The organism is Methylovorus sp. SPW-M1 (assembly GCF_053848825.1).
This window is the reverse complement of the sequence record NZ_CM132626.1, coordinates 1,338,466-1,354,468: the sequence shown is the minus strand read 5'-3', so window position 1 is coordinate 1,354,468 and position 16,003 is coordinate 1,338,466. Positions and strand designations below refer to the sequence as shown.

Below are 16,003 nucleotides of genomic sequence, written 5' to 3'. Positions count from 1 at the left end.
TGCGATGCAAGCCGCTAATATCAAGCGGGATTAACAAACACTCAAGACGGAAGTTATTTGTCCTGACTGGCAGGCTTGATTGGCTGCCACACCAGGCTGGCGCGCGTAGCCAGAAACCCGAGCAAAAGATACCCCGCCATGCCCAAGGCCAATCCCGCAGGATGATGCCAGAGCAAGGGAATCAGCAAACCGGCAGAGACGGTTGCCAGCAACATCTGCATGAATGCCTGGCCAGACGAAGCGGTGCCGCGCAGTTTTGGCATGCGGTCCAGTGCGGCAATCGACAGGTTAGGCAACACCAGCGCTGAGCCTATGTTGTAGAGCACGATGGGGGCAATGTTCCATAAAGGCTGCGGCGGCAGCAACCAGCACACCAGCAGATTCAATATGGCGGCCATCGCCATCCAGCCATAGCCCAGACGAATGATGCGGTGCGCACTGTAGCGACCAGCGCTGTGGCGGGCCAGATATGAACCCAGCATCATGCCGCAAACCGTTGGGATGAACATCCAGCCAAACTGCTGCGGCCCCAGGCCAAGGTGCTCAACCAGAAATACCGGCGCCGCCAGCACATACACAAAAAACCCCGCAAAATTGGCGCCCACCGCGACAACCAGTTTCAGATATTCCCTGTCGCCAAAAACCTGGGCATAGCCCTGCCAAACTGCCCGCGCAGAGAGTGGCCGGCGCTTTTCGGGCGGCATGGTTTCCGGTAGCCAGCGTTGTACGCACAGCATGGCGAGCCCCGCATACAAAGCCAGAAACACAAAAATGGCCTGCCAATGTATCCCCAGCAGCCAGCCACCCATGATGGGCGCTATCGCAGGTGCCAGGCCAAACATCATCTGCAATTGCGCCATCACCCGCTGCGCCATCACGCCTTCAAACAGATCGCGCACCATGGCGCGCGCCACCACATTGCCTGCGCCTGCGGATAGTCCCTGTATCACCCGGAAGAACCACAGGGTCTCCACGTTAGTGGCAAACGCGCAGCCGATGGATGCCAGTGTAAAGATGCCCAGCCCGATGTAAATCGTCCGCAAGCGGCCAATCGCATCTGAAATCGCGCCATGCCAGAGTGTCATCAAGGCGTATGGCAACAGATAGGCCGTCAGACTTTGCTGGATGGCCAGATTGTCGGTATGAAAATCCTGCGCCAGCGTATGAAATGCCGGCAGGTAGGTATCAATGGTGAATGGCGCCAGCGCAGCCAGGCCAGCCAGCAGGAAAGACAGGGTAAGAGCGGAGGCTTTATGCATGTGGGTCATTATAGGAGGTGTATGGCATCAATGAGGCACAAAAAAATGGCGCACAAAAAAGCGCGTTGGGAGAGCAACGCGCTTTTCTGACTGACTATGCTGCCCCGGGCGATGATCAACCGATCATCGCCATGGTGTTATGGCAAGGCATGAAACTCCTTGACCAGTTCGGGGGCTTCGCCAGCGGCAATACGCCGCGAGTTTTTATCATTGCGGAAGACAATCGGCTGCGCCTGCAATTGCGGGTTCTTGGCATCCTCAATCGCCTTTTCAATCAGATGGTGATTGGGCGACAGCGTACATACCGGGTCAGCGCTCTCTGCATCGCCTGACAGCAGGAAAGCCTGACAACGACAGCCGCCCAGATCCTTCTCTTTTTCAGGGCAACTGCGGCATGGCTCTTTCATCCAGTCATCGCCACGGTATTTATTGAATGCCGGTGACTCTTTCCATGCCCATTCCAGGCCATGTTCGCGCACATTGGGGAATGCCATGCCCGGCAATACGCGTGCCGAATGGCAAGGCAGCACATCGCCATTGGCAGTCACGATCATGAATACTTCGCCCCAGCCGTTCATGCATTTCTTGGGGCGATCCGAGAAGTAATCAGGCACCACGAAGAAAATCTTCATCTTGTTGCCGACCTTCTGGCGGAACTCGTTGGTGATCATTTCGGCATGATCAATCTGTTCCTTGGTCGGCATCAGCTGGCTGCGGTTGATCAGCGACCAGCCGTAGTACTGCGTATTGGCCAGCTCGACATAATCCGCGCCCAGCGCTTCCGCCATCTCCAGAATCTCTTTGATGTGCCCGATGTTGTAGCGATGGATCACCACATTCAGCACCATAGGGTAGCCATGGCCCTTGATCATGGCCGCCACCTTTTTCTTCAGCTCAAAGGTTTTGGTATTGGTGATGAAGTTGTTGATCTCTTCGGTGATGTCATGCATGGAGAGCTGGATATGGTCCAGCCCGCCCTCTTTGAATTCCTGTATGCGTTTTTCCGTGAGGCCCACGCCTGAGGTGATCAGGTTGCTGTAATAGCCCAGCTGGCGCGCCTCGCGCACGATGTCTTCTATGTCATCGCGCAACAGCGGCTCTCCACCGGAGATACCCAGTTGCAGCGCCCCCATTTTGCGGGCATCGCGCAGCGCCTGTATCCACTGTTCGGTGGTCAGCTCATTCTGGGTATGCTTGTCGTAATCGGTCGGGTTATAGCAAAACGCGCAATGCAGCGGGCAGCGATAAGTGACTTCAGCCAGCAGCCACAGGGGCTGGGTATTGGTTTTGGAGGCGGCGACGCCGTTATTGCCTGTAGTAGTCATGATAACGCTCCTTGCAACCTTAGTTTTGCAACCTTAAGTTTTTAAACATTAGTTGCGTTTTTCCAGCCAGGCTTTTTCAAGCGCCAGCTGGAGCATGGCGAGAATGTCAGATTCAATATCCGGTGCATCCGGGAAAGCTTGCTGCAGTTCAGCAACAATATCACTCACCGTTTTATTACCATCCACCCGCTTGATCACCTCACCGGCCCCGCCGTTAAGCTTGATCATGCCTTCGGGGAACAACAGCACATAGCATTGCTGCGCCTCTTCCCACTGAAAGCGGTAGTGGCGGGCCAGACTGTAAATATCAGCGGGGTTGACGGAGGTAGTCACGATCTTCAACCTTAATATCGGTAGAGGCCAGCATGATGGCGTCAGCAATGACCCACAGCACGTCCAGCTTGAATTGGAGAATATCCAGCGCCTTTTCCTGCATTTCGCGCGTCTGGCTGAAGTAGTCCAGCGTCACAGCCAGGCCCTGCTCCACATCGCGGCGGGCTTCGGTCAGACGCTTCTTGAAATAGATCAGGCCTTCTTCTTTAACCCAGGGATACATGCTGGGCCAGGAACTGATGCGCTGCTGGTGAATGTGTGGCGCAAACAGCTCGGTCAGCGATGAACACACCGACTCCTGCCATGGGCGCTGACGGGCAAAGTTGATATAGGCATCCACGGCAAAGCGCACGCCAGGGCTCACCAGGCGCAGGGAAGTCACATCCTCGCGCGTCAGGCCAACGGCTTCGCCCAGCTTGATCCAGGCTTCAATACCGCCTTCGGCAGTGCCATCACCATCGTGATCGATAATGCGCTGTATCCAGCCTTTGCGGATTTCCTTGTCCGGGCAGTTGGACATGATGGCCGCGTCTTTTTGCGGAATACCAATCTGGTAGTAAAAGCGGTTGGCCACCCAGCATTGCAGCTGCTCGCGGGTGAGCTTGCCCTCATACATCATCACGTGGAAGGGATGGTAAATATGATAACCCTTGCCCTTCTCACGCAGCTTTTCCTCAAACTCCTCACGACTCCATGGTGCACTCATGATGATCTCCGTCTATCTTGGTATTTTTATAGCCTGGTTTTTATAAAACGATATCCATACCGTCGTAGGCAACTTCAATGCCGTGACGTTCCAGCTCGGCCCGCTCGGCGGAGTCCTCACGCAAAATCGGGTTGGTATTGTTGATGTGAATCAGCACCTTGCGCGCTTTCTTGTAGGGTGACAAGGCCTCCATCATGCCGCCTTCGCCTGACTGCGGCAGGTGGCCGATGCTGCGGGCTGTCTTGGTCATCAGGCCCATGTCTATCATTTCGGTGTTGGTCCAGAATGTGCCATCCACCATGATGCAGTCGGCCTGTTCCAGCAACGGTGGCAGGTGCGGCTCAATCTCGCCCAGACCGGGGGAATACCAGCACTTCTTGCCGGTTTTCGTATCTTCGATCAGCACGCCTATGGTGTCACCAGGGTGTGGGTCGTTGCGATGTGGTGAATACGGTGGCGCCGCGCTTTTGAGAGCGACGGCGGTAAAGCGCAGGTTGGCAGCGCCGGGGATTTCAAATGTCGATTGTCCATCCACCGCGATGGGGTGATGATTGACGCCACAGTAATGCCCCAGGATATTCAGCAAGGGATTACCCGTGGTGAGATCCTGATACACCATGTCGGTACACCAGATTTCACGCTTCACCTGGCCCTCGCGCAACATCAGCAAGCCCGTGGTGTGGTCAATCTGGGCGTCGATCAGCACAATACCGACAATGCCGCTGTCGCGAATCGCGCGGGCAGGCTGTAAAGGCGGGAATTCCTGGATTTGCTGCAGAATATCGGGAGAGGTATTGAACAATACCCAGTTGATGCCATCGCCACTCACGCAGATGGAAGATTGGGTACGACGTTTGGCTTTGATCGTGCCTGTGCGCAAGCCATCACAATTGGGACAATTGCAGTTCCACTGCGGAAAGCCGCCGCCAGCGCCAGCGCCTAGTACATGTATTTGCATGCTTGTTCTTCTCTCTCAAAACTGGATTCGGGGTCTTTATTTTAATGTCCACATCCCCGTTGGATGATGCCTGAATACTCTCACAAGACAGCACTCAGGCATCATTCAGTACAAGACGGGCCGGAAACCCGGCCCGTCTTGCGTAACCTGCAAGCAATCAAATTAACGATTGCAAACGTACATGGTTACTTCAAAGCCGAAACGCATTTCAGTAGCTTCTGGTTTGGTCCACATGTTGATTCTCCTTAATTATGGGTTGAAACACTGGCATCAACAGCTTGTTGCTTTGCTTGCGTTGATGTGTAGCCATTGTGCATCCCCTTCATTCAGGGCAACAGGGCAAAAACAACCAAAGCGGGCTCATGATAATCATGAAGTCTGGTACCGAAAATGCGCGCAACGCGACTATTCATGCGGTATTCAGGCGATGCTGCGTCCCAGAATTCCGGCAATGCCCCGCAACTCGCCCATCAGCGTTTGCAACTCTTGCGGGTTCAGCGCCTGATCAGCATCGCACCAGGCATCGCAGGGGCTGGGATGCATCTCGACCAGCAAGCCATCGGCCCCCGCCGCCACGGCTGCCCGCGACAAGGCTGGCACCATCCACGCTTTGCCGCCTGCATGAGAGGGGTCCACAATCACCGGCAAATGGGTTTCCTTTTTAAGCACGGGAATCGCCGTCACATCCAGCACATTGCGGTAGGCCGTTTCAAAGGTGCGTATACCGCGCTCGCAGAAAATAATATTGTGATTGCCACCGGCGGCAATATATTCAGCGGCCATCAGCCATTCGCTGATAGTGGCCGACATGCCACGCTTGAGGATGACCGGGACATTAATGCGCCCCACCTCTTTCAAGAGATCAAAATTCTGCATGTTGCGCGTGCCGATCTGAATCACATCCACGCCATAGTCCATGAACATGGGCAATTGCCGCACATCCATCAGTTCGGTCACGATAGGCAGATTCTCGGCATCGGCGGCCTGACGGAACATCTCCAGCCCTTCAACCCCGGTGCCCTGAAAGGTATAGGGGCTGGTACGGGGTTTGAATGCGCCGCCGCGCATCAGCCTCACGCCCGCCGCCTTCACGGCGCTGGCAGAGGCCGCCATCTGCTCAGGCGTTTCCACCGAGCAAGGTCCGGCGATGACTTGCACTTGCGGCCCACCCAGCGGAATCCCGCGGATATTGATGACGGTATCCTCAGGATGCCATTCGCGCGCGACGATTTTATAGGGCTTGAGAATGTGCAATGCCTGCTCAACGCCGGCCATGGTTTCAAACATGACCTGGTCAAGCTTGCGCTCATCGCCAATCGCACCGATCACGGTACGCTCGGTGCCGCGGGATACATTCACCCCCAGCCCCTGCTCTTCAATGCGGGCCACAATGGCGGCCACATCGCGATCAGTCGCCTCCCGGTGCATGACGATAATCATCGCGCTTTCCTCATGACATCACTCCCTGGCGATCAGCCACGGCAGATTGATTCCAGCACTTGCAGGAAGCGGGCATTCTCGTCAAACAGACCAATACTGACGCGCAGGTAATCCGGCATTTCGTAAGCAGCAATCGGCCGCAAGATCACCCCTTGCTGCAATAGCTGCTGATAAACCTTGCCCGCTTCGGCGATCTTGAAGCTGACAAAGTTGCCATGCGATGGAATGTATTCCAGCCCCAAGGCATGCAAGCCCTGCGTGATTTGCGCCATACCAGCCTGATTGAGGGCAAAGCTGCGCAGGACAAATTCTTCATCATCCAGCGCCGCCACGGCAGCTGCCTGGGCAATGCTATTGACGTTAAATGGCTGGCGCACACGGTTCATCATGTCCGCCACATCCGGCGATGCCATGCCAAAGCCGATGCGCAGGCCTGCGAGGCCATAGGCTTTGGAAAAAGTGCGCGAAATAATCAGGTTTTCAAATTCACCCAGCCAGTTGATAGCCTCTGACTTGTGCTCAAGTGCCAGATATTCGTCGTAGGCTTCATCCAGCACCACCAGTACCTCGCGCGGCAAACTGGCGATAAAGTCATGCAGCGCCTGCTTGCCCAGCAAGGTGCCGGTCGGGTTATTCGGATTGGCAATAAACACGATACGGGTACGCGGCGTCACCGCTGCCCGCATTGCCGTCAGGTCGTGGCCGAAATTTACTGCAGGTACCGCGACGCCTTTTGCACCGACCGCTTGCGTCACCAGGGCATACACAGCAAACGCATGCTGCGAATACACGGCTTCTGTTCCTGTATGCAGGAATGCACGGGCCGCCAGTTCAAGAATGTCGTTGGAGCCATTGCCGAAGACCAGTTGGTCTGGTTTAACGCCAAACTTGCTGCAAACCGCATCGCGCAGCGCAAAGCTATTGCCATCTGGATAGCGCGCGATGTCATGCAAGGCCTCTTCCATCGCCATCTGGGCCTTGGGGCCGACGCCGAGCGGGTTTTCATTGGAGGCGAGCTTGATGATGTTTTCGGGCTGCAGGCCCATTTCCCGCGCCAGATCACTGATGGGTTTGCCCGGCTGGTATGGGGCAATGGAGCGGATATAAGGTGGTGCGAGATCGCACATTCTAGTCACGATAAACCTCTTGCTTGTCAGATCAAAAAATAAAAAAGCGGCCAGGCCGCTGCTTGCGTGCTGTTTGCAGCTTCATGTTAATCGATGGCGGCCACGGCAATACCATCCTTGCTCATGCGTTTGACATGATACATGGCCTGATCTGCGCGGCGCACCACATCAATCGCCGTGGCGTGCGGGTATGGAAACATGCAGATACCAATACTGGCAGACACCGAATTACTATTGAAGGCGTTGATGGAGGTGAGCGGTATGCGCAGCTGCTGCAAAAGCTTGTGGGCAAAGGCCTCGGCCTCCTCCTGCGTCTGAATATCCTTGGCGAGAACAAAAAACTCGTCACCACCCAATCGTGCCAGCGTATCGGCCTCCCGCATGACATTCTTGAAGCGGGAAGACACCTCTTTCAGCACCATGTCACCTACGGCATGCCCATAGGTATCGTTAATCGGTTTGAATTTATCCAGATCAATAAACAAGCCGGCACACACCTGGCTATTACGAGCAGCATAGTGGATGGCCTGCTCAATGCGATCATGCAACAGTTCACGATTGGGCAAGCCCGTCAGTCTGTCGTGCAGTGCACGCTCCTGTTGCAGGTAACGCTCGTTATCCAGCTCTTTTTCGCGCAGAAACAGCTGGCGGCTTTGCTTTTCATTCATATAGCTGGCAAAGGCACCAATGATATTGGCCGAGATGATGAAAAAATCATAACTGGTCATATCCAGGCTGGGCATGTCACGCAAGCCCCAGAACAGCATATTAAAAATCAGCAACAACAGCACCGAAACCCCGGTTGCGTAGACAAAACGCAAGCCGGAGAATGTGTGGCACCAGAAGGTGATGATGATCAGGCCAGCGTAATAGAAGTTAATGGCGTTGGGCGGCAGGTAGCTCATCTTGGCAAACAGGCCGATGCCCGCGAACAGCCCGGTGATACCGATTAACTGCTGGTGATAACGGGTGAATTTTTTGGTAAAGCTGATGGCAAACACGGCAAAGCCGATCATGAGCACCATGGTGCGCACATACCAGACCTTGATCACGGCCTCTGGCGTGACAAACAGCACATCCAGAAAGCCATACAGCCCATACATGACGGCGCCCAGCAGCAAACCCATGCGTGCCTGGCTTTTGACCGAGGGCATGAGGTAATGCAGATATAGCGTTTCAAGCCGTTTGTTGATGAAACTAAGGGACCACGGGTGCAGGCTTGCAGATCGCAAAATGTCTCGACTGATAAGCATAGGCCTCGAATCGTGTTGGGTGGATGATTACATCATATAACTGCAACGGGATAAGAACCTAACACCTTGAGCATGGATGCCCGCTTTTTAAGCTCTTCCAAGGCTTGTGACACTGATGCATCGAGATGGTGCCCTTCAACATCGACAAAAAACACATACTCCCACATGCCGATTTTCGAAGGGCGGGACTCAAACTTGGTCATGCTAACCTGGTACTCGGCGAGCGGCGCCAGCAGGGAAACCACTGCACCTGGCACATTCTTGGCGGCGATCACGAGTGAAGTCTTGTCCTGACCGGACGGGGCGACATCGTGGTTGGCAAGAATAAGAAACCGCGTGGTGTTGCGCGGATCATCCTCAATGCTGGCGGCAAGCACCTGCAAATCAAACAGCTCGGCAGCGCGCTTGCTGGCAATCGCCGCTACGCCCTGGCCGTCGGGTGCCTGTTTGGCGAGCCTGGCTGCCTCGGCATTGCTGACCACGGCCTGACGCTCGGCATGCGGCAAATAGCGGTTCAGCCACTCATGGCATTGTCCTAGCGATTGCGCGTGGGAATACACGACCTTGATAGCGTTGAGGTCAGCCGCCGTAGACAGCAGGTTGTGGTGTACAGGCAGTTCGATCTCACCGCAAATATGCAGGCTGGTCGCCATCAGCAAATCCAGAGTGCGCCCTACTGCGCCTTCGGTCGAGTTTTCTACCGGCACCACGCCATAATCAGCGGCCCCAGACTCCACCATGCGGAAGACTTCATCAATGGAGACACACTCCATGGGCGAGGTCAGGCCGCCAAACTGCTTGTTGGCAGCTTCTTCACTGAAGGTGCCTACTGGCCCGAGAAAAGCCACGGTCAGTTCTTTTTCCAGCGCACGGCAATTGGACATGACGCCACGGAAAATCGCGGTAACGGCCTCCGCCGACAATGGGCCCTGGTTGGCATCCAGCAGACGGCGCAGCACCTGCGCCTCACGTTCCGGACGATAGATGGGACCACCGTTTTTCAGGGTGCCGATTTCACGTGCCAGACGCGCGCGAGCATTGACCAGCTCCAGCAACTGGAGATCAATGGCATCAATCTGGTCACGACATTGTTTGAGTTGGTCGCTCATGAATATTTCCTAGCCTTGCGCACGCTCAAATTCTTGCATAAAACTCACCAATGCCTGCACACCTTCGATGGGCATGGCGTTGTATATCGACGCCCGCATGCCACCAACCAGCTTGTGGCCCTTCAGCTGCAACAGGCCGCGCTGCTGCGCCTGCTCGAGAAATTCCGCATCCAGGGCAGTGTTGCGCAGAGTGAATGGCACGTTCATGCGCGAGCGGTTGTCAGGCGCAATCGGTGAAACATAAAGGCTGGAACTGGCGATGTAGTCGTACAGCATGGCAGCCTTGCGAATATTGCGCTGTTCCATGGCCGCCAGGCCACCATTGGCTTTCAGCCATTTGAACACCAGACCCGCTATGTAAATGCCATAGGTAGGTGGCGTGTTATACATGGAGTCATTATCGGCGTGAATCTTGTAGTCCAACATCGTTGGCGTGCCAGGCAAGGTCTCGCCAATCAGGTCTTCGCGCACGATGACAATGGTTAATCCGGCAGGTCCGATGTTTTTTTGTGCGCCCGCATAGATCAGGCCATAGCGGCTGACATCAATCGGGCGGGAAAGAATATGCGACGACATGTCGCAAACGAGAGGGACATCTCCGGTCTCGGGAGTCCAGAATATTTCAACACCACCAATGGTTTCATTAGAGGTGTAATGCACATAAGCCGCATCCGGATCCAGCTTCCATGCACTCTGCTCGGGAGCATAGGTGTAATGGCGATCCGCCGAAGAGGCCGCCACATTGACCTCGCAATACTTGCGAGCTTCTGCAATGGCTTTTTGCGACCAGATGCCAGTGTCGATGTAATCTGCCGCTTTCTTGCTTTTGAGCAGATTGAGCGGGATCATGGAGAACTGCGCATGCGCCCCGCCCTGCAAAAACAGCACCTTGTAATTGGCAGGGATGGCGAGCAATTCCCGTAAATCTGCTTCCGCTTCCGCCGCGATGGACATGAATTCCTTGCCGCGGTGCGACATTTCCATGACGGACATGCCTGAACCGTGCCAGTCCAGCATTTCAGCTGCGGCCTGCTGCAGCACTTCCTTGGGCAATACCGCAGGCCCTGCCGAAAAATTATAGATCTGCGTCATTCCCTGCCCCCAACTTTTTAGTTATTCATCGGCATCATCAGTCTCGACCACTTTTTCGAGGCCAGACAGTTTTTCATTTTCACCCAGATTGATCAGGGTGACGCCTTGGGTGGCACGGCCCAGCTCACGGATTTCCTTGACGCGGGTACGGATCAGCACACCACCAGTGGTGATGAGCATGATTTCATCTTCATCACTTACCAGACGCGCTGCCACTACGCTGCCATTGCGCTCGCTGGTGGCAATGGCCTTGACACCCTGCGTGCCGCGACCAGAGTGACGGAAGTCGGACAGCACAGTACGTTTGCCATAACCGTTTTCAGTAGCGACCAGTACGGTTTGCTTGTCATCCTCGGCAATCAGCAGCGAGATCACGCGCTGCTTGGCCATCAGCTTCATGCCGCGCACGCCACGGGTGTTGCGGCCCATAGCACGTACATCTTCTTCGTCGAACCATACCGCCTTGCCGCCATTGGATACCAGCACGATATCGTTAGCGCCATTGGTCACCTCGGCACCAATCAGGTAGTCACCGTCATCCAGGTTGATGGCGATAATGCCAGCGCGACGCGGGTTGGAGAACTCGACCAGTGCGGTCTTTTTCACAGTACCCTGGGCCGTTGCCATGAAGATAAAGTGATTTTCGTCGAACTCTTTCACGGGCAGGATGGCATTGATCTTCTCGCCATCTTCCAGCGGGAACAGATTGACGATAGGCTTGCCACGGCTGATACGGCTGCCTTGAGGCACTTCGTAAACCTTGAGCCAGTAGACGCGACCACGACTGGAGAAGCACAGGATGTAATCGTGGGTATTGGCCACGAACATCTTGTCGATGAAATCGTCTTCCTTGGTAGCGGTGGCCTGCTTGCCACGACCACCACGGCGCTGGGCACGGTACTCATCCAGCGGTTGCGACTTCACGTAACCGGTATGCGACAGTGTCACCACCACATCCTGCGGGGTGATCAGATCTTCCAGCGATAAATCCTGTGCGTTGTGCACAATCTCGCTGCGGCGCTCATCGCCAAACTGCTGGCGGATAGCGGCTAGTTCATCCACGATCATTTGCGTCACACGCTCTGGCTTGGCGAGAATATCGAGCAAGTCAGCGATGACATCCATCACCTCCTTGTATTCATTGACGATCTTGTCCTGCTCCAGACCAGTCAGGCGTTGCAGACGCATCTGCAGAATTTCCTGGGCTTGGACATCCGACAAGCGATAGCCATTCGGCGTCATGCCAAAGTCGACGGACAAGCCATCAGGACGCGAGGCTTCCATGGCGGCACGCTTCAGCATCTCCTCCACCACAGGCGAAACCCAGGTGCGTGCCATCAGTGACTTCTTGGCTTCTGGCGGCGTAGGCGCAGCCTTGATCAAGGCAATCATTTCATCTACGTTGGCCAGTGCGACGGCAAGGCCTTCCAGCACATGGCCGCGCTCGCGTGCCTTGCGCAGTTCGTAAACGGTACGGCGGGTAATGACCTCGCGACGATGGCGCAAGAAGGCTTCCAGCATCTGCTTAAGGTTAAGCAGGCGTGGCTGACCATCCAGCAATGCCACCATATTCATGCCGAAGGTGTCTTGCAGTTGGGTCTGCTTGTACAGATTGTTCAGGATGACTTCCGGAACCTCGCCGCGCTTGAGCTCGATTACCACGCGCATGCCGGACTTGTCAGACTCGTCACGAAGATCGGAAATGCCTTCAATCTTCTTGTCGTTGACCAGCTCGGCAATTTTTTCGATCAGGGTCTTTTTATTGACCTGGTAAGGCAGCTCATCAATGATCAGCGCCTGACGGTTGCCCTTTTCCATGTCTTCCACATGGGTGCGGCCGCGCATGACCACACGGCCACGGCCTGTACGGTAGCCTTCCTTGACACCCAGCGTGCCGTAAATAATGCCTGCGGTAGGAAAATCCGGCGCGGGGATGATGTCAATCAGCTCATCCACGGTGGTTTCTGGATTTTTCAGCAAGACCAGACAGGCATCGACCACTTCATTGAGATTATGCGGCGGAATATTGGTTGCCATACCCACGGCAATACCGGAGCTGCCATTGATCAGCAGATTCGGAATACGCGCCGGCATGATGAGCGGTTCGTGCTCAGAGCCATCGTAGTTGGGGCCAAAGTCGACGGTTTCCTTGTCGATATCGGCAAGCAGTTCATGCGCAATCTTCGCCATCCGGATTTCGGTGTACCGCATGGCCGCGGCATTATCACCATCCACCGAACCAAAGTTACCCTGGCCATCGACCAGCATGTAGCGCAAGGAGAAATCCTGGGCCATACGCACGATGGTGTCGTACACGGCAGTATCCCCGTGAGGGTGGTATTTACCGATGACGTCGCCGACGATACGGGCAGACTTTTTATAAGGACGATTCCAGTCGTTATTCAGCTCGTGCATGGCAAAAAGCACACGACGGTGCACGGGCTTCAGGCCATCACGAACGTCTGGTAGTGCACGTCCCACGATCACGCTCATGGCGTAATCGAGGTAGGAACGGCGCATCTCGTCTTCGAGGCTGATAGGGAGGGTTTCTTTTGCGAACTGATCCATGTGGGCTATCGGCGTAAAGTGGCTGTAAAGACCCTGATTTTAACACGATAAGCCACGCAGGGCATGCCTCTTTAAGCCGCGTCCATCACAGCATCCGGCCATTGCTGCAGAAGGTGATGGCGCTATCCAATTCTTCATTTGCGGTGTAGTCTGGCACGCTGTTAGAATTTTTTATTTACTCATCAAAAAGGAGATCAATATGGCCGTACTTGTTGGCAAACCCGCCCCCGATTTTACTGCTGCTGCCGTGCTGGGTGACAATACGATCAAGGAAGACTTCAATCTGGCAAGCTACATCAAGGGCAAGGCCGCGGTCATCTTCTTCTGGCCTCTGGACTTCACCTTTGTGTGCCCTTCCGAGCTGATTGCGTTTGATCACCGTCTGGATGAATTCAAGAAACGTGGTATTGAAGTGATCGGTGTTTCCATCGACTCTCACTTCACCCATCTGGCATGGAAAAATACCCCAGTGGAAAAAGGCGGCATTGGCAAGGTTGGCTACCCCATGGTGGCGGATATCAAGCATGAAATCGCCAAGGCTTACGACGTAGAGGCTGACGGGGGCGTGGCTTACCGCGGCACCTTCCTCATCAACAAGCAAGGTATTGTGGTGAATCAGGTGGTGAATGACCTGCCTCTGGGCCGTGATATTGATGAAACACTGCGCATTGCCGATGCGCTGCAATTCTTTGAAGAGCATGGCGAAGTCTGCCCTGCCGGCTGGAAAAAAGGCAAGGCAGGCATGGATGCTTCTCCTGAAGGCGTCGCCAAATATCTGGCCGATAACGCCGCTTCGCTCTAAAGCACGGCAACACTATCGGGCAGATACTCTGCCCGCCATAAAAGCAAAAAGGGGAAACGCCCCTTTTTGCTTTTATATCATGAAGATACAGAACACGGCCGCTTATTTGCCGCGACCACCTACCGCAATCACCACGACGCCAGCCACTATCGCCACAATACCCAGCACATTCGGGATGGGGATATTCTTTTCAGTTTCAGCAGTGGCCTTCACAGGACCAATCTGCATCACGGTTTCCTCAGACGAATAACTGATGTTTTTATACACCAGCGCCGCTGCACCCAAGGCAATCAATATCAGACCAACTACGACAGAGGATTTCATCTGGATTCCTTTCTTCTAGTTAAACGTGGAATGACTTGCCTCAAAACTTCTTGCGGGCTTCTTCAAAGGCTTTGCGTATGTTTTCCCATGCCGCATCGCCACCCTTCTTCAGCTCCTGCCAAGCTTCACCTGCGGACTCCTTGACCTCGCCAACGCGGATCTTGGCTTCCTCACGCTTTACTTTCAAGGCTTCGATCTGCTGCTCATATTTGATCCGCAATTCCGCTTCAGCCTTGCGGGCCTTGGCTTCCAGCACATCAATATCGGCTGACCACTCATCCAGTTGCAGCTTCAGCTTTTCCAAATATTCGTCTTTCAAACTCATGCTAATGACTCCCATATTGTTATTGGATACCAACCTACGACTGTGTGACTAACGGCAATTAAAAAAGTGCTGGGCTAATATGGCTATCTGCCAATATTCACGCCGACTAGCGCGTGAGCAATAGCAGATCCGCCTTCAAGTCCTCAATGTGTTCCAGACCTACGGCAATGCGTACCAGCCCATCGCCAATGCCTGCGGCAGCGCGCGCTTCCGGACTCACGCGACTATGTGTCGTGGTCGCAGGATGCGTAATCGTGCTCTTTGCATCCCCCAGATTGGCCGTAATGGAAATTAGGCGGGTAGCATCAATCAAGCCCCAGGCGGCATCCTTACCACCTTTGAGATCAAATGACACGATAGCGCCACCACCGCTTTGCTGGCGCATTGCCAGCGCATGCTGCGGATGCGATGGCAGACCTGGGTAGTACACGCGGGCAACCGCCGGTTGCTGCTCCAGCCAGGTGGCGAGGGCCAGGGCATTTTGCACGTGGGCGGCCATGCGTACATGCAGCGTCTCCAGGCCTTTCAGAAATACCCAGGCATTAAATGCACTCATGGTCGGACCGGCGGTACGCAGGAAGCCATATACCGGCTCCAGCACATCACGGCGCCCCAACACAGCACCGCCCAGGCAACGCCCCTGCCCGTCTATGTATTTTGTGGCTGAGTGAATCACGATATCAGCCCCAAGCGCCAAAGGCTTCTGCAAGGCAGGCGTGCAGAAACAATTGTCCACGGCCAGCAAGGCTCCGGCTTCATGGGCGATCCCGGCCAGCAGAGGAATGTCGCACACTTCCGTCAGTGGGTTAGACGGCGTTTCCACAAAAAACAATTTGGTGTTTGGCTTGACGGCAGCACGCCATTCATCCGGGTCGGTCAGCGAAACGAAGGTAGTCTCCAGCCCCCAGCGCTTGAGGATATTGCTGAACAATTGCACCGAAGTACCAAAAATACTGCGCGATGCTACGACATGATCGCCCGCCGAGCATAAGCCCATCACGGTTGCCAGAATAGCGGCCATGCCAGACGAGGTAGCTACGCAGAACTCCGCGCCTTCCAGCGCTGCCAGCTTGTTCTGAAACATGGTGACCGTGGGGTTGGTAAACCGCGAATAGATATTGCCTGGCTCTTGCCCACCAAAGCGTGCAGCCGCCTGGGCTGCATTTTCAAAAACAAAGCTGGAAGTAAGAAACATGGCCTCGGAATTCTCACCAAATTCCGTGTGCTCGCTGCCTGCACGCACCCCCAGGGTTTCTGCATGCCAATCTTGTGTCATTGTTATTTCCTTTCTACGCCAAGAACAAACCAGCGCCGAGCATAAAAAAACCCGTGATAGCTGGCGCTAAAACGGGTTTATGCACTCGCTTTAGCTGAATTTATAA

16 protein-coding genes are annotated in these 16,003 nt (G+C 54.8%); 1 reads left to right on the top strand and 15 read right to left on the bottom strand.

Going from position 1 to position 16,003, the window contains the following annotated elements; all coding sequences use genetic code 11:
- Positions 1-53 precede the first annotated feature (53 nt).
- From ACWWD9_RS06330 to gyrA, 12 genes are all read right to left on the bottom strand, one after another.
- Complete coding sequence (locus ACWWD9_RS06330; protein ID WP_455868054.1) at positions 54-1,259, bottom strand: multidrug effflux MFS transporter; 1,206 nt, start codon at positions 1,257-1,259, stop codon at positions 54-56.
- Between the two features lie 137 nt (positions 1,260-1,396).
- The gene (pqqE, locus tag ACWWD9_RS06325; protein ID WP_015830203.1) at positions 1,397-2,584 is read right to left on the bottom strand and encodes a pyrroloquinoline quinone biosynthesis protein PqqE; all 1,188 of its coding nucleotides are present in this window, start codon (positions 2,582-2,584) and stop codon (positions 1,397-1,399) included.
- A 48-nt stretch (positions 2,585-2,632) separates the two neighbouring features.
- Positions 2,633-2,917, bottom strand: coding sequence for a pyrroloquinoline quinone biosynthesis peptide chaperone PqqD (gene pqqD / locus ACWWD9_RS06320; protein WP_013442368.1), 285 nt, complete (start codon positions 2,915-2,917; stop codon positions 2,633-2,635).
- Positions 2,892-3,623, bottom strand: coding sequence for a pyrroloquinoline-quinone synthase PqqC (gene pqqC / locus ACWWD9_RS06315; protein WP_230337065.1), 732 nt, complete (start codon positions 3,621-3,623; stop codon positions 2,892-2,894). The genes pqqD and pqqC overlap by 26 nt, the downstream gene beginning before the upstream one ends.
- 40 nt (positions 3,624-3,663) lie before the next feature.
- A complete protein-coding gene (gene pqqB, locus ACWWD9_RS06310) occupies positions 3,664-4,581 on the bottom strand; it encodes a pyrroloquinoline quinone biosynthesis protein PqqB (RefSeq protein ID WP_455868053.1) in 918 nt (305 codons plus the stop codon).
- A gap of 162 nt (positions 4,582-4,743) precedes the next feature.
- A complete protein-coding gene (gene pqqA / locus ACWWD9_RS06305; protein ID WP_013440845.1) occupies positions 4,744-4,815 on the bottom strand; it encodes a pyrroloquinoline quinone precursor peptide PqqA in 72 nt (23 codons plus the stop codon).
- A 186-nt stretch (positions 4,816-5,001) separates the two neighbouring features.
- On the bottom strand, positions 5,002-6,021 hold the full coding sequence (aroF, locus tag ACWWD9_RS06300) for a 3-deoxy-7-phosphoheptulonate synthase (protein ID WP_015830206.1): 1,020 nt from the start codon (positions 6,019-6,021) through the stop codon (positions 5,002-5,004).
- A 32-nt stretch (positions 6,022-6,053) separates the two neighbouring features.
- A complete protein-coding gene (hisC, locus tag ACWWD9_RS06295) occupies positions 6,054-7,148 on the bottom strand; it encodes a histidinol-phosphate transaminase (protein WP_013442373.1) in 1,095 nt (364 codons plus the stop codon).
- An 86-nt stretch (positions 7,149-7,234) separates the two neighbouring features.
- Positions 7,235-8,302, bottom strand: a complete 1,068-nt coding sequence (locus ACWWD9_RS06290; RefSeq protein ID WP_148211163.1) for a GGDEF domain-containing protein — start codon at positions 8,300-8,302, stop codon at positions 7,235-7,237.
- A gap of 131 nt (positions 8,303-8,433) precedes the next feature.
- Entirely contained in the window at positions 8,434-9,510 is a 1,077-nt protein-coding gene (gene pheA / locus ACWWD9_RS06285) for a prephenate dehydratase (RefSeq protein WP_455868052.1), read from the bottom strand.
- Between the two features lie 9 nt (positions 9,511-9,519).
- Positions 9,520-10,602, bottom strand: a complete 1,083-nt coding sequence (serC, locus tag ACWWD9_RS06280; RefSeq protein ID WP_455868051.1) for a 3-phosphoserine/phosphohydroxythreonine transaminase — start codon at positions 10,600-10,602, stop codon at positions 9,520-9,522.
- Positions 10,603-10,623: 21 nt separating this feature from the next.
- On the bottom strand, positions 10,624-13,170 hold the full coding sequence (gyrA, locus tag ACWWD9_RS06275) for a DNA gyrase subunit A (RefSeq protein WP_455868050.1): 2,547 nt from the start codon (positions 13,168-13,170) through the stop codon (positions 10,624-10,626).
- Positions 13,171-13,369: 199 nt separating this feature from the next.
- On the opposite strand from gyrA, the gene ACWWD9_RS06270 reads away from it, so the two are divergent.
- Positions 13,370-13,972 (top strand): peroxiredoxin, encoded by a 603-nt coding sequence (locus tag ACWWD9_RS06270; RefSeq protein ID WP_013442378.1) that lies wholly within the window; start codon positions 13,370-13,372, stop codon positions 13,970-13,972.
- 102 nt (positions 13,973-14,074) lie between these two features.
- Here ACWWD9_RS06270 and ACWWD9_RS06265 read toward each other — a convergent pair whose 3' ends face one another.
- From ACWWD9_RS06265 to ACWWD9_RS06255, 3 genes are all read right to left on the bottom strand, one after another.
- A complete protein-coding gene (locus ACWWD9_RS06265; RefSeq protein WP_013442379.1) occupies positions 14,075-14,296 on the bottom strand; it encodes a hypothetical protein in 222 nt (73 codons plus the stop codon).
- 40 nt (positions 14,297-14,336) lie between these two features.
- Entirely contained in the window at positions 14,337-14,621 is a 285-nt protein-coding gene (locus ACWWD9_RS06260) for a sll1863 family stress response protein (protein WP_013442380.1), read from the bottom strand.
- A gap of 106 nt (positions 14,622-14,727) precedes the next feature.
- Positions 14,728-15,897 (bottom strand): O-succinylhomoserine sulfhydrylase, encoded by a 1,170-nt coding sequence (locus ACWWD9_RS06255; protein ID WP_455868049.1) that lies wholly within the window; start codon positions 15,895-15,897, stop codon positions 14,728-14,730.
- Positions 15,898-16,003 lie beyond the last annotated feature (106 nt).

Excerpts from the sequence above, each read along its gene's own strand:
- ACWWD9_RS06330 (WP_455868054.1), bottom strand. The coding sequence starts at position 1,259 with ATGCATAAAGCCTCCGCTCTTACCCTGTCTTTCCTGCTGGCTGGCCTG.
- pqqE (WP_015830203.1), bottom strand. The coding sequence starts at position 2,584 with ATGACTACTACAGGCAATAACGGCGTCGCCGCCTCCAAAACCAATACC.
- pqqC (WP_230337065.1), bottom strand. The coding sequence starts at position 3,623 with ATGAGTGCACCATGGAGTCGTGAGGAGTTTGAGGAAAAGCTGCGTGAG.
- pqqB (WP_455868053.1), bottom strand. The coding sequence starts at position 4,581 with ATGCAAATACATGTACTAGGCGCTGGCGCTGGCGGCGGCTTTCCGCAG.
- aroF (WP_015830206.1), bottom strand. The coding sequence starts at position 6,021 with ATGATTATCGTCATGCACCGGGAGGCGACTGATCGCGATGTGGCCGCC.
- hisC (WP_013442373.1), bottom strand. The coding sequence starts at position 7,148 with ATGTGCGATCTCGCACCACCTTATATCCGCTCCATTGCCCCATACCAG.
- ACWWD9_RS06290 (WP_148211163.1), bottom strand. The coding sequence starts at position 8,302 with ATGCCCTCGGTCAAAAGCCAGGCACGCATGGGTTTGCTGCTGGGCGCC.
- pheA (WP_455868052.1), bottom strand. The coding sequence starts at position 9,510 with ATGAGCGACCAACTCAAACAATGTCGTGACCAGATTGATGCCATTGAT.
- serC (WP_455868051.1), bottom strand. The coding sequence starts at position 10,602 with ATGACGCAGATCTATAATTTTTCGGCAGGGCCTGCGGTATTGCCCAAG.
- gyrA (WP_455868050.1), bottom strand. The coding sequence starts at position 13,170 with ATGGATCAGTTCGCAAAAGAAACCCTCCCTATCAGCCTCGAAGACGAG.
- ACWWD9_RS06270 (WP_013442378.1), top strand. The coding sequence starts at position 13,370 with ATGGCCGTACTTGTTGGCAAACCCGCCCCCGATTTTACTGCTGCTGCC.
- ACWWD9_RS06265 (WP_013442379.1), bottom strand. The coding sequence starts at position 14,296 with ATGAAATCCTCTGTCGTAGTTGGTCTGATATTGATTGCCTTGGGTGCA.
- ACWWD9_RS06260 (WP_013442380.1), bottom strand. The coding sequence starts at position 14,621 with ATGAGTTTGAAAGACGAATATTTGGAAAAGCTGAAGCTGCAACTGGAT.
- ACWWD9_RS06255 (WP_455868049.1), bottom strand. The coding sequence starts at position 15,897 with ATGACACAAGATTGGCATGCAGAAACCCTGGGGGTGCGTGCAGGCAGC.